This is a genomic window from Bhargavaea cecembensis (assembly GCF_001619585.1).
Lineage (GTDB): Bacteria > Bacillota > Bacilli > Bacillales_A > Planococcaceae > Bhargavaea > Bhargavaea cecembensis_A.
The window spans coordinates 613,031-628,685 of sequence record NZ_LQNT01000011.1 but is presented as its reverse complement, the minus strand read 5'-3'; the positions used below and the strand labels follow the sequence as shown (position 1 = coordinate 628,685).

The following is a 15,655-nucleotide window of genomic DNA, read 5'->3' as shown; positions in this document are numbered from 1 at the left end:
GCGTTTTGCTGTTCAGTTTTCAAGGTTCAATGTGCTCGCCGCAAAGTTTCACATCTCTTAACGAGAGCTTAATTATCATACCATCGCCATTCCGGAAAGTCAACATAAAATATGAATTAATTTTTGTGGACTGCCGCTCCGAACGACAACTTCTCTACTATACTCGGATTGACTGCAGAATGCAACCCCAAAAATAAAAAAACGGGAAAACGGCTCAAGTGCCGTTTTCCCGGTATTCCATTAATCATCTTGCCCGGATTCGTCTCCGGTTTCTTCAGTTTCACCGTTTCCGAAGTCTTCCCGGTCTTCCTCAACAGAAGGGAATTCTCCTTCAACTGCTGACTCCTGTTCCAGCTTCTCCGGATCGTCGAACTGTTCTTCAAGGATGTCTTCCATCTCTCCGTCCGGGAGATCCTCTTCTTCTTCTTTTTCCACTTTCGCAACAGTCGCCACATACTCACCTTCATCGAGACGGATGAGTCTCACACCCTGAGTAATCCGGCCGATGACCGAGATGTCGGCAACATCCATCCGGATAAGGATGCCATGGATCGTAATGATCATGATGTCTTCCGTGCCATCGATTGACTTCATGGAGACAAGCGGGCCGTTCCTGTCGGTCACATGGACTGTCTTCAGTCCATATCCGCCGCGTGACTGTGTGCGATATTCATATTCAGGCGTACGTTTCCCAAAGCCCTGCTCCGTGACGACCAGAATCTCCTGGCCTTCTTCGACCACATCCATGCCGACAACATGGTCGCCTTCCCGGAGATGGATGCCGCGCACACCGGTCGCTGTCCGGCCCATCGGACGAAGATCGTCTTCAAGGAACCGGATCAGCATGCCGCCCCGCGTTCCGATCACCACATCTTTCGTTCCGTCGGTCACTTTAACCTGGACGAGTTCATCGTCCTCGCGGAGGGAAAGGGCGATCAGCCCGTTTGATCGGATATTGGCGAAATGAGTAACCGGCGTCCGCTTTGCGATCCCCTGCTTGGTCGTGAAGACCAGGAATGCCTCTTCATCGTACTCGTCAACGCGCAGCATCGTGGTGACACTTTCGCCTTTATCCAGTCCGAGCACGTTGATGATCGGAAGGCCCTTCGCCGTCCGGCTGAATTCCGGAATCTCATAGCCTTTCAGCCGGTACACTTTACCGGTATTTGTAAAGAACAGAATCCGGTCATGAGTGGATGTGTAGAGGAGGTGCTCGACAAAGTCGTCCTCGTTTGTGCCCATTCCCTGGACACCGCGCCCGCCGCGCCGCTGGCTGCGGTATGTGCTTGCCGGCAGTCGCTTGATGTAGCCGCGGTGTGTAAGGGTGATGACCGAGTTCTCGACCGGAATCAGGTCCTCGTCTTCGATCATCTCGGAGCCTCCGGCAGTGATTTCCGAACGGCGTGCATCCGTGAACCGCTCCTTCACGTCGGCAAGCTCCTCTTTGATGATTTCAAGAAGCTTCTGCTCGTCTGCGAGGATGGCGCGGAGTTCCGCGATCAGAAGCAACAGTTCATTGTACTCTTCCTCGATTTTGTCTCGCTCGAGGCCTGTGAGGCGCTGGAGCCGCATATCGAGAATGGCCTGGGACTGCCGCTCCGAGAGGCTGAACCGTTCCATGAGCGCATTCTTCGCTTCTTCCGTCGTCTTTGAAGCACGGATCAGCGCGATGATTTCATCGATGTGGTCAAGTGCAATGCGGAGACCTTCGAGGATATGCGCACGGTCTTCCGCCTTGTTCAGCTCAAACCGGGTCCGGCGCGTGACGACTTCTTTTTGGTGCTCCAGGTAATGGAACAGCATCTCTTTCAGACTGAGCACTTTCGGCTGGCCGTCCACCAGCGCCAGCATGTTGATGCCGAAGCTGGTCTGGAGGGCAGTGTGCTTGTAAAGATTATTCACGATGACATTGGCGTTCGCGTCGCGGCGGACTTCCATCACGATGCGCATGCCCCGGCGGTCCGACTCATCACGGAGGTCCGTGATGCCCTCGATCCGCTTTTCCCGGACAAGTTCGGCAATTTTCTCGATGAGCCGGGCCTTGTTTACCTGGTACGGAAGTTCGTGGACAAGAATGGTTTCCTTGCCGTTCGATGCGGTCTCGATCTCGACTTTGCCCCGGGTCAGGATGGAGCCCCGGCCTGTTTCGTAGGCGCGGCGGATGCCGCTCCGGCCGAGGATGAGCCCGCCGGTCGGGAAGTCGGGTCCCGGAATAATCTCCATCAGTTCCTCTGTTGTGATGTCCGGATTGTCCGCGAGTGCAAGCACCGCATTGATCGCTTCTCCGAGGTTATGCGGGGGAATATTTGTCGCCATCCCGACCGCAATCCCGGAGGAACCGTTCACCAGCAGGTTCGGGAAGCGGCTCGGGAGCACGATCGGCTCTTTTTCCTGGCCGTCATAGTTCGGCTGATAGTCGATCGTGTCCTTATTGATGTCGCGCAGGAGCTCAGCGGAAATCTTCGACATCCGGGATTCCGTGTACCGCATGGCGGCCGCGGAGTCGCCGTCGACAGAGCCGAAGTTTCCGTGTCCGTCTACGAGCATATACCGGTAGTTGAAGTCCTGCGCCATCCGCACCATCGTGTCGTATACTGCGCTGTCGCCGTGCGGGTGGTACTTACCGATGACATCCCCAACGATACGCGCTGACTTTTTGTACGGTTTGTCTGCGGTGTTGCCGAGGTCCTGCATGGCATACAAAATCCGGCGGTGGACCGGCTTGAGCCCGTCACGGACGTCCGGCAGCGCACGAGACACGATGACACTCATCGCGTAGTCAAGGAACGAGGTTTTCATCTCCGTACTGATGTTAATGCGTTGGACGCCACGGTCCGGCGTGTCTGCCATGGTCATTGACCCCTTTCAAGTAAAGCCTTATATATCAAGATTTTTGACGTAAACTGCATTTTCTTCGATGAATTGGCGGCGCGGGGCGACCTCATCGCCCATGAGCTGCTCAAAAATGGCGTCGGCATCGAGCGCGTCCTCGAGCCTGACCTGGAGAAGCGTGCGGTACTCGGGATCCATCGTCGTATCCCACAGCTGCTCGGCATCCATCTCCCCGAGACCCTTGTACCGCTGAATGACCGGTTTCGGTACCTGCGGCAGGCGGGCGAGTATTTCCTGGAGTTCATCATCCGTGTAGCAATATTCCATATGTTTGCCCTGCTTGACCTGGTAAAGCGGCGGCTGGGCGATATAGACGTATCCCGCTTCGATGAGCGGCCGCATGAAGCGGTAGAAGAATGTGAGGAGCAGCGTCCTGATATGGGCGCCGTCGACATCCGCATCAGTCATGATGACCACTTTATGGTAGCGGGCCTTGGACAGGTCGAACTGCTCGCCGATTCCCGTGCCGAGCGCCGTGATCATCGCACGGATCTCCGCATTGGAGAGAATCCGGTTAATGTTGGCCTTTTCGACGTTCAGAATCTTGCCCCGCAGCGGGAGGATGGCCTGGAAGTGGCGGTCGCGGCCGTTTTTCGCCGAGCCGCCCGCCGAGTCTCCCTCAACGATGTACAGTTCACTGATTGCAGGATCGCGGGATGAACAGTCGGACAGCTTGCCCGGAAGGTTCGAAATCTCAAGCACCGATTTGCGGCGGGTGAGCTCACGTGCCTTTTTCGCCGCGACCCGGGCCCTGGCTGCCATGAGGCCCTTCTCGACGATCATTCGGGCGCCGGTCGGGTTCTCCATGAGGAAGCGCTCGAGCCCTTCAGAGAAGAGCGATCCAACAATCTGGCTTACCTCGGAGTTTCCGAGTTTCGTCTTTGTCTGACCTTCAAACTGCGGATCCGGGTGCTTGACGGAGATGATCGCCGTAAGCCCTTCCCGCGCATCTTCTCCGGACAGGTTTGCGTCATTGTCCTTCAGGAGGCCGTTTTTGCGGGCATAGTCGTTGATGACACGGGTGAGCGCCGTCTTGAAGCCGGATTCATGCGTACCGCCCTCATATGTGTTGATGTTGTTCGCAAACGAAAAGATATTCGATGCATAGCCCGAGTTGTACTGCATGGCAACTTCAACCGAGATGCCGTCCTTCTCGCCTTCGATGAAAATCGGCTCTTCGTGGATCGGCTCCTTGTCTTCGTTGATGTGCTGAACATAGGATTTGATGCCGCCTTCGTAATGATAAGCGTCAGAGCGCACTTCTTCCCCGCGTTCGTCTGTAAGCGTAATACGGATGCCACGGTTCAGATAGGCAAGTTCCTGGAGCCGGTGAGCCAGAATTTCGTATTCATAGACGGTGGTTTCCGTAAAGATTTCCGGATCCGCCTTGAAGCGCACCTGTGTCCCGGTCTTTTCCGATTCCCCGATGATCCGGAGCTCCTCTTCGACCAGCCCGCGCTCGAACGCGATGAAGTGGAGCTTGCCGTCACGGGCCACGGTCACTTCCGTGCGCTCCGAGAGCGCGTTCACGACGGAAGCGCCGACACCGTGAAGTCCGCCGGACACCTTATATCCGCCGCCGCCGAATTTGCCGCCGGCATGCAGTACGGTCATAATGACCTCCACCGCCGGCCGTCCCGTCTTTTCCTGGATACCGACCGGCATACCCCGGCCATTGTCATTTACGCGGATCCAGTTGTCTTTCTCAATCGCCACTTCGATGTGGTCACAGTATCCCGCCAGTGCTTCGTCAATCGAGTTGTCGACGATTTCCCAGACGAGATGGTGGAGGCCCTTCGAACTGGTCGAGCCGATATACATGCCGGGACGCTTGCGGACCGCTTCAAGCCCTTCAAGGACCTGGATCTGATCCGCCCCGTAATCTTCATTGCGAAGGTTTTCTTCTTCCATCGCCAATTCCGTTCACCTGCCCTTTCTTGCCCAAACAAGATGCAACGATTTCCTATATGCGTGAAAACCCGCGGAGGGAGGACCCTGCCGCGTGTTCAGTCGTCGTGATTCTCGTGTTCCGCCGTGCCGGCGGTTACCCGGTAGAGATCCGCTTTCCGGATGGTCTCATGGGTGATGCCGTCCACATTCGTTGTCGTGACCAGCGTCTGTACCTGGCCCTGGATCGTATTCAGCAAATGCGATTGCCGGTAATCGTCCAGTTCGGACAGAACGTCGTCCAAAAGAAGCACCGGGGATTCCCCCGTTTCCTGACGGAGAAGCTCGATTTCCGCGAGTTTCAGCGACAGGGCAGCCGTCCTCTGCTGGCCCTGCGATCCGTACACCTGGACGTTGTGTCCGTTCACGAGAAACGTCAGATCATCCCTGTGCGGGCCGGCCAGCGTCACTCCGCGGTCAAGTTCGCGCTGGCGGAGACCGTCAAGCCGCTCCCTGAGCCGGGAAGCCATCTCTTCGGCCGACTGGTCCGGTACGATATCTTTCATCGTTTCATACGTGATCAGGAGTTCCTCCAGGCCCCGGGAAATTCCCTTGTGGATCGGTTCAGCCCACTTCTGCAGCATCTCCGCGAATTCAAACCGCTTCCGGATGATGCGGATGGCGAGATCGACATACTGGTCTGTGTAGACATCGAACATGACATCTGTAAGCCCGTTCTTGCCCTGATTTGCCTTCAGGATGGCATTCCGCTGGCGCATCACCTTATGGAACTGCAGCAGGTCATGCAGGTAGACCCTGGACACCTGGCCGATTTCCATATCCAGAAAACGGCGTCGCACCTGCGGGCTGCCCTTGATGAGGTGCAGATCCTCAGGCGCGAACATGACGACATTAAGCTGTCCGATGTAATCGCTCAGCCTCTGCTGTTCCAGATGGTTGACCTTGGCTTTCTTGCCCTTTTTGGAGAGCGTCAGCTCAAGCGGCAGAACGCCGTATTTCCGCTGTACCGCTCCTTCTATTTTACCATAATCCGCGCCCCAGCGTATTAATTCACGATCATTTGACGTACGGTGTGATTTCGCAATGGCAAGCACGTAGATGGCTTCCATGATGTTGGTTTTCCCCTGCGCGTTTTCGCCGATCAGCACATTGATGTTCGGCGAAAATGACAGGTCCAATGATTCATAATTCCGGTAATTCCTCAGCTTGAGTTGCTCGATATGCATCAGTTGTCACCCGGAGCCGGTCCTGAAACCCGGAACCTGCCTGTTCCCGGGATGTTGAGAATATCCCCATCACGCAGTTTCCGGCCGCGCCGGTTCTCCGGTTCACCGTTCACATAAACGGCATGTTCGGACAGGAACCATTTCGCCATGCCCCCGGAGGAGATGGTATCGGTCATTTTCAGCGCCTGTCCGAGTGTGATGAATTCCGCATCGATCGCAAGACGTTCCACGGTCGACACCGCCCTTCGTCCAATATTCGTCCTTCCCCCTATTTTATCGCTTTCGGGCGATAAACAAAAGGAACAGCCATTCGGGCTGTTCCTTTTTTACAATTATTTCCTGTTCAGTACGTACGGACCGGGAGGATCAGCTGCAGAAGCGTATCGTCCTCGGCAGACTTCAGGATAAACGGCCTCATCGCACCGGTGAATCGGATCACGATGTCCTGGCCTTCGATCGCACGGAGCGCGTCCATCATATATTTGGCACTGAAGGAAATTTTCAGTTCCTCTCCTTCAACGGAAGCTGTTTCGACCTGTTCCTCGACTTTCCCGATTTCCGGGGAGTTCGAGGAGATCTCGACGATGTTGCTGCCGTCTGCTGTAAAGCGGACGACGTTGTTCCGCTCCTCCCGTGCAAGCAGAGAGGCCCGGTCAATTGACTGCAGAAGGGTTTTGCCGTTCACATGGATGTCTGTCTTGTATTCCGTAGGGATCAGCCGGCTCGTATCCGGATAATTACCTTCCAGAAGACGTGAGTAGAACAGGACATGTCCAGCACGGAAAAGCACCTGTTTGTTGCTCATTGTGATTCCGACCGGATCATTGGAATCCCCTAGGATTTTATTTAGTTCCTGGAGACTCTTGCCCGGGATGACAACGCTGTAATCGTCTTCGGGGGCGTTTTCGAGCCGGGTCTTGCGGCGTGCCAGGCGGTGGCTGTCTGTGGCGACGCAGACCAGTTCCCCTTCCTGGACCTGCCAGTGGACGCCGGTCAGAATCGGACGGGACTCGGATGCGGATACGGCAAAGACCGTTTCCCGGATGATTGACTTCAGCAGATCTGCAGGAATGGCAAAATGCCGGTCATCATCGATCTCCGGCAGCTGCGGGTAGTCTTCCGCATCGGAGCCGATCAGATGGAATTCGGATTTACCGGACCGGATATGTGTCTGCAGATGACCGCTCACTTCGATCTCGATGTCGTTTGTCGGGAGTTTCCGGACGATCTCGTTAAAGTATTTGGCCTGCAGAACGATCGAACCGCTCTGCGATGTGCGAATCAGCTGTTCACCGTTTTCCTCCGCCGGAATGAATGTCTGGATTGTAATATCCGAGTCACTTCCGGTCAGGTGAAGTCCTTCTTCATCCACATCCAATTTGATGCCCGTCAGAATCGGAATGGCTGCTTTTGAGCTGACGGCTTTCATGACGTCACTCAGGCCGTCGAGAAGCCGGTCCCTCGCAATCTCAAATTTCATCTCGATACCTCGCTTATATATTTAATTTAAAAGTAAAAAGATAGATAGTAATAGTAATAGGGGCTGTGGATAAGTTGGTAAGTGGGTTTTAGCTTACTGCCGCATACTTATCTACATGTGCATAACCTGTTGGCAGACGTGGTCGCCGAAAAGGGGGTTATCAACATCAGCTTTTGCCGAGTACAGCCCTGATTTCCTTGATATCCTGCTGGAGATTCTGGTCTTCCTTGAGCATTTTTGAGATTTTCTCATGTGCATGGATGACGGTCGAGTGGTCGCGGCCCCCGAACTCGTCTCCGATCTTTGGCAACGAGAACTCGGTCATTTCCCGGGAAAGGTACATGGCGACCTGCCTTGGGAAAGCGATGGATTTTGTACGCTTTTTCGCGGCGAAATCCTCAAGCCGGATGCTGAAGTGCTCCCCGACTGCTTTCTGGATGTCGAGGATCGTGACCTGGCGCGGCCGCGCATTCGGGATGATGTCCTTCAGTGCTTCTTCGGCCAGTTTTGGTGTGATGTCTTCGTTGACGAGTGATGAATACGCAACGACACGGATGAGGGCGCCTTCGAGTTCCCGGATGTTGGTATCGATCTGGTTCGCGATGTACATCATGACCTCGTTGGACACGTCAACTAGCCCGTCCGCCTTCGCTTTCTTGCGCAGGATGGCGATCCGGGTCTCAAGGTCGGGCGGTGTGATGTCTGTGATCAGTCCCCATTCAAAGCGCGAACGCAGACGGTCTTCAAGCGTCGGAATCTCCTTTGGCGGACGGTCACTGGAGATGACGATCTGCTTCGATGATTCGTGCAGCGTATTGAAGGTATGGAAGAACTCTTCCTGGGTCTGTTCTTTTCCCGCGATAAACTGAATATCATCAATCAGCAGTACATCTACGTTCCGGTATTTATCCCGGAATTCAACGGCTTCATTGTCACGGATCGAGTTGATGAACTCATTCGTGAACTTTTCTGAAGAAAGATACACGACTTTTGCGTCCGGCTTGTGCTCTCGCACGTAATGGCCGATTGCGTGCATCAGGTGGGTTTTTCCCAGCCCGACGCCCCCATAGATGAATAGGGGGTTATACGCCTTGGCCGGTGCTTCCGCAACAGCCAGGGAAGCGGCGTGGGCGAACCGGTTGCCCGAACCGATGACGAATGTATCGAACGTATACTTAGGATTAAGCATGCCGTCAGACTGATCGACATGGCGCCCGTTTTTCGGCTTGGGAGCGGGCTTCGGCATGTCGAATGAGTCCTCTTCGGCGTCTTCAGGCACGGTAAAACGGATATGTACGTCTTCGCCGGTGAGTTCGCTCATGATGCCGGCGATCAGCTGGATATAGTGGTTCTCCAGCCAGTCCCGGGTGAACGAATTGGGCGCGCCGATGATGATGGTGTCGTTACGGTAATCGATCATGCGGGTCGATTTTAGCCATGTGTCAAAGCTTGGCTTGGAGATCCGCTGCTCGACCCTGGCGAGCACCTGGTTCCATAAATCATCGAACTGTTCCAACACGAAACCTCCTTTTCTTTTTATTTGGTTGTCGAATCGTGAACCCTATTAGAAGGATTTGCGAACAAATCCACAAGCTGTGGACAAGCATGTTTTAAAAATGCGGAAAAAATTATCCACAACCTATCAACAATTGTGGATAAGAATTAGCCCGGTATTTTCCGCGGAAAAGTTATGCTCCAACATCGTAACAGAAAAAACCGGCACTGACAACCGATTGCGGTACTTATCCACATGCTTGTTTCCTGTGCACAAATCCTTTATCCACAGGGTATTGGGATGTGCGAAACATGTCGATAAGCGTTGTGAATAACTTTTTTCATGTCGAACGGTGCAAACAGGCCGCCAGGAAGAACTGTGGATAAAGTCAGGGACATCAGAAACGCCAGAACGGCACAGATCCTGATTCGGAAGATGAAACAAACGGTTGACAGTTTTTCCTGGGTCTTATATAATGTGCAAGACTGTCTGATGTTTAAACGGCAACGATTAGGAGGTGCCTTGACTATGAAACGTACGTATCAACCAAATAAACGCAAGCACAGCAAAGTACACGGATTCCGCGCGCGCATGAAGACAAAAAGCGGCCGCCGCATTCTGGCTGCACGTCGCCGCAGAGGAAGAAAAGTACTTTCCGCATAAGTCCACTGATCACTTCAGTGGTCTTTTTTTTCGTTTAGGGGCGGCTGTGAAGGATATGAATAGGTAAGGAATGTCGGCCGATCCCTTCCTTATAAGGTAGACAGTAATCGAGAAGCAGGTGGATCCAACTATGAATAAACACCAGCGGGTAAAGAAAAATAAGGACTTCCAGCGGGTTTTCAAGCATGGGAAATCGTTCGCGAACCGGCAGTTCGTCATCTATTCGGTCAGGACCGAGGGACAGGAGGAGTTCAGGATCGGAATCTCCGTCTCGAAAAAAATCGGCAACGCAGTCACGCGCAATCGGATCAAGCGCCATGTCCGCCAGGCGGTCCATGAGTTAAAGGATGAACTCCTTCAGGACAGGGACTACATTATCATTGCCCGCAACCAGGCGGCGTCGATCGATTTCCATGAGACAAAGAAGAGCCTGATCCATATCATGAGGATCGCCAGAGTACTCAGAAAGAAGTAGAACGCACCGCTCCCGCATGGTACGATGGTGGGAAAGGCGGTTTTGCCGCCGGTGGAAAAGAATGAACGTCTGGGGGAAAGGTTTTGAAGAAGAAGTTGTGGCTGGTTCTCATGGTCGCATTCCTCGCCGCGTTCCTCGCGGGTTGTACGGAATTCAACGAGCCGATCTATGAGAACAGCGAAGGTTTCTGGAATAAATTTGTTGTATGGCCGCTTGTCTCGCTCATCATGATGTTCAAGGGCCTGCTCGGCACTTACGGCCTGGCGATCATCGCGGTAACGATCCTGATCCGTCTTGTGATTCTGCCTCTGATGATCAAGCAGGTGCAAAGTTCCAAGCGGATGCAGGAGATCCAGCCGGAGATTAAGGCGCTGCAGGCAAAGTATCCGTCAAAAGACGCGGTCACTCAGAAGAAGTACCAGGAGGAGTTCCAGCAGCTCCTGAAAACACGGGATGTCAATCCGGCAGCAGGCTGCCTGCCTGTTCTTGTCCAGATGCCGATCCTGATCGGGTTCTACCATGCGATCAGCCGGATGAACGCAACGCCTGAGATTGCACTCGGTGACATTTTCGGCGTCCATCTGGCTGAACCGAGCATCATCCTGGCATTTATCGCGGCGGCTGCGCAATTTGTCGTGCTTCGCACGGGACCTGCCATGGACAACCCGCAGATGAAGGCAATGATGTACTTCATGCCGGTCATGATCTTCGCTTTCGGTACGTTCCTGCCGTCAGCACTGACACTCTACTGGATCATCGGGAACATCATTTCGTTCATTACGAACATTTTCATGTACAAGCCGTTTAATAAGAAAGAAGAGCCGGCGGAGGCAATTGCTGCTCCTGCCGCTCAAAAGCGCCCGGCACAGCAAAAGCCGGCAGGCACCCGTCCTTCGGCCCAGCCAAAGGCGAAGAAAAAGGGCGGCAAATCAGGAGGGAAGAAAAAATGATTCAGACGGTCGCGACGGGCACCACGGTCGATGAGGCAGTCTCGAACGCACTGGCCAAACTCGGCCTGACCCGTGATCAGGTGAAAATCGAGGTCATTGACGAAGGCAAAAAAGGGTTTCTGGGCTTCGGTGCGCGTGAGGCAAAGGTGCGCGTCACGGCCGAAGTGGTCGGGACCGAGCCGGAGGCAGCTTCGGAAGCGGCGAAGGTCGAACCCGCAGAGGAACCTGCTGCCGAACCGGCAGTCCCCATGGAGCAGCTGACTTCCGATGGTCCGGAAAACCCGGAAGGAACTGCGCTTCGGGAGGATCCTGCAGATCCGGATCCTGTGCCGCTTAATAACGAACAGGAAGAAGAAAAGGGCCCCGCCGTCCCGGTCGTTCCGGTGGAGTCGCTTGAGCCGGTTCTCCCGGAAGCCTCGGATGAGGACAAGGAGCGGGATCTTGATATAGCGATCGGCCTGACCGCAGACTATCTGAAATCGGTCGTGCGGGAGATGGGAGCAGAGGACGCGGAAGTGTTCCATGCGCTTGATGGCAAGAACCTGGAGTTCCGGCTTGAAAGCGGGAAGGCGGCCATGCTGATCGGTAAGCGCGGCCAGACCCTGAATGCCCTTCAGCAGCTTGTCCAGGTGGTTGCCAACAACTACGCAAAACAGTTTCTCGTCGTTTCGGTCGATGTCGGAGATTATCGCGCAAAGCGGGCTGAAACCCTGAAGGTGCTGGCCGAGCGGAAAGCCGACCAGGCCGTCCGGACCGGTGCGCGCGTCGCGCTTGAACCGATGCCTTCTTCGGAGCGGAAAGTAATTCACCACGCTCTCTCCGAGCGGTTTGATGTCGACACCCATTCGGAAGGCAAGGAACCGCACCGCCATATCGTGATTGAACCGCATAAATAAGAAAGAGCCGGACAGCAAAAGATGCTGTCCGGCTCTTTCTCTCATGTTTCGCAGTTGGAATCATCTATTCTTTTCTGTCGGATCACATGGATTTACAGTGAAGAAAATCCCCCCGGATCGGCATCTTCCCAGTCCACCACAAATGCAGATCAGGATGATTTTTCTTCGCCCGATTCAGCCACTTTTCCACGTGGAGTATTTGTGGTACTATATTATGTTAGATTGACATGCCCGCATGAGGATTATCCACATGTGGATAACCATATAGAAAGGGGTGGCCGGAATGGAATTTGATACGATTACGGCGATATCCACACCTATGGGCGAGGGCGCGATCGCCATCGTCCGGCTGAGCGGGGATGAAGCGGTCGGCATCACCGACCGACTGTTCCGCTCGCCTTCCGGCAAGACGCTGGCCGAATCAGCATCGCATACGATCCACTACGGCCATCTCGTCGACCCGGAAACGGGAAAAACAGCAGAAGAAGTCATGGTGTCTCTCATGAAGGCACCTAAAACCTATACACGGGAAGATGTCATCGAGATCAACTGCCATGGCGGTCTTGTCTCGGTGAACCGCGTATTGGAACTGGTTCTCCGGAGCGGCGCGCGTCTTGCCGAACCGGGCGAGTTCACAAAGCGCGCATTCCTCAATGGCCGGATCGACCTCTCCCAGGCGGAAGGTGTCATAGACCTGATCCGATCCAAGACCGACCGCGCGATGGACGTCGCGCTCGGCCAGATGGAAGGCCGGCTGTCCCGTCTCATCGGGGACCTGCGCCAGGCGCTGATCGAGACGCTTGCACAGGTCGAGGTGAATATTGACTATCCGGAATATGACGATGTCGAGGAAATGACGCTCCCGGTGCTGGTTGAGAAGTGCACGTGGGTCCGTTCGGAAATTGACGCGCTCATCCGGACGTCCGGCCAAGGCAAAATTCTCCGGGAGGGGCTCTCGACGGCGATTATCGGCCGTCCGAATGTCGGCAAATCGTCGCTTCTCAACAGTCTTCTCCAGGAAAACAAAGCGATCGTCACCGATATCGCAGGGACGACGCGGGATATCATTGAAGAATATGTCAATGTGCGGGGAGTCCCGCTGAAGCTGGTCGATACCGCCGGCATCCGGGAAACCGAGGACATCGTCGAGCGGATCGGGGTCGAACGTTCCCGCAAGGTGCTGAAAGAAGCTGATCTCATCCTCCTCGTGCTGAACAGTTCGGAGGAGTTGAGCGAAGAAGACATCCGACTGTTCGAGGCAGTCAGCGGCATGGACGTCATCATCGTCGCGAACAAAACCGACCTTCCAAGAAAATTGGACATCGGTGAAGTGCGCAGCCGGACAGGCAATGCGCCTGTCGTCACGACCTCCCTTCTTAAAGATGAGGGCATCGATGAGCTGGAAGAGGCCATCGCTTCAATGTTCTTTGAGGGCCGGACAGGTTCCCAGGACATGACATATGTTTCGAATGCCCGTCACGTGGCACTGCTCCACCAGGCCCGCCGTGCCGTCGATGATGCCATTTCGGCGGCGGAGGCCGGCGTACCGGTGGATATGGTCCAGATCGATGTGACCCGCGCATGGGAAATCCTCGGTGAGATCATCGGGGATACCGTTCAGGAAAGCCTCATCAATGAGTTGTTCTCGCAGTTCTGTCTAGGGAAGTAAACGCCGGCTAAAGTCGGCATCATATACTCAGAAATTAGGAAGGATGAACGAACATGCCACAATTTGAAGCAGGCAAGTTCGATGTAATCGTCATCGGAGCGGGCCACGCGGGCGTAGAAGCCGGCCTGGCCGCAGCGAAAATAGGTGCATCGACCCTCATGCTCACGATGAATCTAGATATGATTGCGTTCATGCCGTGCAACCCGTCGATCGGCGGTCCGGCTAAGGGGATCGTCGTCCGCGAAATCGATGCGCTCGGCGGCGCAATGGGGAAAGTCATTGATAAAACGCATATCCAGATGCGCATGCTGAATACAGGAAAAGGACCTGCTGTACGGGCACTCCGTGCGCAGGCCGACAAGGTGCTCTACCAGCAGGAAATGAAGAGCATGCTGGAGGAGCAGGAAAATCTTCACCTCCACCAGGGAATTGTCGAAGAACTGATTGTCAAGAACGATGAAGTCAAGGGTGTCATCACGCAGGTCGGCGCTGTTTACCGCGCCGAGACGGTCGTCGTCACAACAGGGACATTCCTCCGCGGGGAGATTATCATCGGAGACCTGAAATACTCCAGCGGCCCGAACCACCAGCAACCGTCGATCCGCCTCGCGGAAAACCTCGAGGAACTCGGATTTGAGACTGTCCGATTTAAAACCGGGACGCCGCCGCGTGTAAACAGCCGCACAATCGACTACAGCAAAACAGAAATCCAGCCCGGCGATGAAGAACCGCGAGCGTTCAGTTATGAAACGACGGAATTCATCACCGACCAGCTTCCGTGCTGGCTGACCTACACCACCGGAGAAACACATGAAATCATCAACGACAACCTGAATCTGTCACCGATGTACTCCGGCATGATCAAAGGCAAAGGCCCGCGCTACTGCCCGTCGATCGAAGATAAGATCGTCCGGTTCAGCGACAAGCCGCGCCACCAGATCTTCCTCGAGCCGGAAGGCCGCAACACGCGTGAAGTGTATGTGCAGGGACTGTCCACCAGCCTGCCTGAGCACATCCAGCGCCGCCTGCTCGAAACGATTCCGGGTCTTGAAAAGGCCGAAATGATGCGTGCAGGCTACGCCATCGAATACGATGCAATTGTGCCGACACAGCTTTGGCCGACGCTCGAGACCAAGCGGATCCGCGGCCTCTACACGGCTGGCCAGATCAACGGCACATCGGGCTACGAAGAAGCTGCTGCACAGGGCATCATGGCGGGCATCAATGCTGCTGCCCGGGTGCTCGGCCGCGAGGAAGTGATTCTGAGCCGCTCCGATGCCTACATCGGTGTTCTCATTGATGACCTGGTGACCAAGGGCACGAGCGAGCCGTACCGCCTTCTCACATCGCGTGCGGAATACCGCCTGCTTCTGCGCCATGACAACGCCGACCTGCGCCTGACGGAGATCGGCCACAACATCGGTCTGCAGAGCGAGGAGCGGTATGCCCGCTTTATCGAGAAAAAGCGGATGATCGAAGAAGAGACCAAACGTCTCAGCCGCACCGTCCTGAAGCCTGACGAAGCGCTGCAGGAAGCCATCCGTGAGATCGGCGGCACCGAACTCAAGGAAGCGATCCACGCCTCCGATCTTCTGCGCCGTCCCGAAGTCCACTACGGCCTGATTGAGGCAGCCGCACCGGCGGATCAGGAACTGCCGGAAGAGGTTAAGGAACAGGTCGAGATCCAGGTTAAATATGAGGGCTACATCAACAAGTCGATGCAGCAGGTGGAACGTCTGAAGAAGATGGAAGACAAGAAGATCCCTGAAAACATCGATTACGATGCCATCCAGGGCATTGCCTCCGAAGCGCGCCACAACCTCAATGAAGTCCGTCCGCTCTCCATTGCGCAGGCTTCCCGGATCTCAGGCGTCAACCCGGCAGACATCTCCATCCTGCTCGTCTACATCGAACAGGGAAAGATCGCAAAAGTATCCGGTTAAACACCAATAGGCCGATGTGAACGAGATTCGCATCGGCCTGTTTTATGGAAGGGGAACC

The 15,655-nt window shown here is 54.9% G+C and carries 12 protein-coding genes; 6 read left to right on the top strand and 6 right to left on the bottom strand.

Annotated elements, in window-relative coordinates; translation table 11 throughout:
- Nucleotides 1-240: 240 nt before the first annotated feature.
- From gyrA to dnaA, 6 genes are all read right to left on the bottom strand, one after another.
- The gene (gene gyrA / locus AV656_RS13920) at nt 241-2,856 is read right to left on the bottom strand and encodes a DNA gyrase subunit A (RefSeq protein WP_231877291.1); all 2,616 of its coding nucleotides are present in this window, start codon (nt 2,854-2,856) and stop codon (nt 241-243) included.
- A 21-nt stretch (nt 2,857-2,877) separates the two neighbouring features.
- Complete coding sequence (gyrB, locus tag AV656_RS13915; RefSeq protein WP_063183039.1) at nt 2,878-4,803, bottom strand: DNA topoisomerase (ATP-hydrolyzing) subunit B; 1,926 nt, start codon at nt 4,801-4,803, stop codon at nt 2,878-2,880.
- A 95-nt stretch (nt 4,804-4,898) separates the two neighbouring features.
- Nucleotides 4,899-6,026, bottom strand: a complete 1,128-nt coding sequence (recF, locus tag AV656_RS13910; protein ID WP_063182964.1) for a DNA replication/repair protein RecF — start codon at nt 6,024-6,026, stop codon at nt 4,899-4,901.
- Nucleotides 6,026-6,256: a S4 domain-containing protein YaaA gene (gene yaaA, locus AV656_RS13905; protein WP_082818766.1), complete on the bottom strand. Its 231-nt coding sequence runs from the start codon at nt 6,254-6,256 to the stop codon at nt 6,026-6,028. The genes recF and yaaA overlap by 1 nt, the downstream gene beginning before the upstream one ends.
- A gap of 113 nt (nt 6,257-6,369) precedes the next feature.
- Nucleotides 6,370-7,506, bottom strand: a complete 1,137-nt coding sequence (dnaN, locus tag AV656_RS13900) for a DNA polymerase III subunit beta (protein ID WP_063182962.1) — start codon at nt 7,504-7,506, stop codon at nt 6,370-6,372.
- 166 nt (nt 7,507-7,672) lie between these two features.
- A complete protein-coding gene (gene dnaA, locus AV656_RS13895) occupies nt 7,673-9,022 on the bottom strand; it encodes a chromosomal replication initiator protein DnaA (RefSeq protein WP_063182960.1) in 1,350 nt (449 codons plus the stop codon).
- 507 nt (nt 9,023-9,529) lie between these two features.
- Here dnaA and rpmH point away from each other — a divergent pair.
- The 6 genes from rpmH to mnmG all read left to right on the top strand — a co-directional run bounded on the left by rpmH (nt 9,530) and on the right by mnmG (nt 15,597).
- On the top strand, nt 9,530-9,664 hold the full coding sequence (gene rpmH / locus AV656_RS16210) for a 50S ribosomal protein L34 (RefSeq protein ID WP_081607183.1): 135 nt from the start codon (nt 9,530-9,532) through the stop codon (nt 9,662-9,664).
- 130 nt (nt 9,665-9,794) lie between these two features.
- Nucleotides 9,795-10,139, top strand: a complete 345-nt coding sequence (gene rnpA / locus AV656_RS13890; protein WP_063182958.1) for a ribonuclease P protein component — start codon at nt 9,795-9,797, stop codon at nt 10,137-10,139.
- 83 nt (nt 10,140-10,222) lie between these two features.
- Nucleotides 10,223-11,089 (top strand): membrane protein insertase YidC, encoded by an 867-nt coding sequence (yidC, locus tag AV656_RS13885; protein ID WP_063182956.1) that lies wholly within the window; start codon nt 10,223-10,225, stop codon nt 11,087-11,089.
- A complete protein-coding gene (gene jag, locus AV656_RS13880) occupies nt 11,086-11,985 on the top strand; it encodes an RNA-binding cell elongation regulator Jag/EloR (RefSeq protein ID WP_063182954.1) in 900 nt (299 codons plus the stop codon). The genes yidC and jag overlap by 4 nt, the downstream gene beginning before the upstream one ends.
- Nucleotides 11,986-12,268: 283 nt before the next feature.
- Nucleotides 12,269-13,654, top strand: coding sequence for a tRNA uridine-5-carboxymethylaminomethyl(34) synthesis GTPase MnmE (mnmE, locus tag AV656_RS13875; RefSeq protein WP_063182952.1), 1,386 nt, complete (start codon nt 12,269-12,271; stop codon nt 13,652-13,654).
- A 53-nt stretch (nt 13,655-13,707) separates the two neighbouring features.
- On the top strand, nt 13,708-15,597 hold the full coding sequence (gene mnmG, locus AV656_RS13870; protein ID WP_063182950.1) for a tRNA uridine-5-carboxymethylaminomethyl(34) synthesis enzyme MnmG: 1,890 nt from the start codon (nt 13,708-13,710) through the stop codon (nt 15,595-15,597).
- The last annotated feature ends 58 nt before the right edge of the window (nt 15,598-15,655 follow it).

Coding starts and splice junctions, on each gene's coding strand:
- gyrA (WP_231877291.1), bottom strand. CDS start 2,856: ATGACCATGGCAGACACGCCGGACCGTGGCGTCCAACGCATTAACATC.
- gyrB (WP_063183039.1), bottom strand. CDS start 4,803: ATGGAAGAAGAAAACCTTCGCAATGAAGATTACGGGGCGGATCAGATC.
- recF (WP_063182964.1), bottom strand. CDS start 6,026: ATGCATATCGAGCAACTCAAGCTGAGGAATTACCGGAATTATGAATCA.
- dnaN (WP_063182962.1), bottom strand. CDS start 7,506: ATGAAATTTGAGATTGCGAGGGACCGGCTTCTCGACGGCCTGAGTGAC.
- rpmH (WP_081607183.1), top strand. CDS start 9,530: ATGAAACGTACGTATCAACCAAATAAACGCAAGCACAGCAAAGTACAC.
- rnpA (WP_063182958.1), top strand. CDS start 9,795: ATGAATAAACACCAGCGGGTAAAGAAAAATAAGGACTTCCAGCGGGTT.
- jag (WP_063182954.1), top strand. CDS start 11,086: ATGATTCAGACGGTCGCGACGGGCACCACGGTCGATGAGGCAGTCTCG.
- mnmE (WP_063182952.1), top strand. CDS start 12,269: ATGGAATTTGATACGATTACGGCGATATCCACACCTATGGGCGAGGGC.
- mnmG (WP_063182950.1), top strand. CDS start 13,708: ATGCCACAATTTGAAGCAGGCAAGTTCGATGTAATCGTCATCGGAGCG.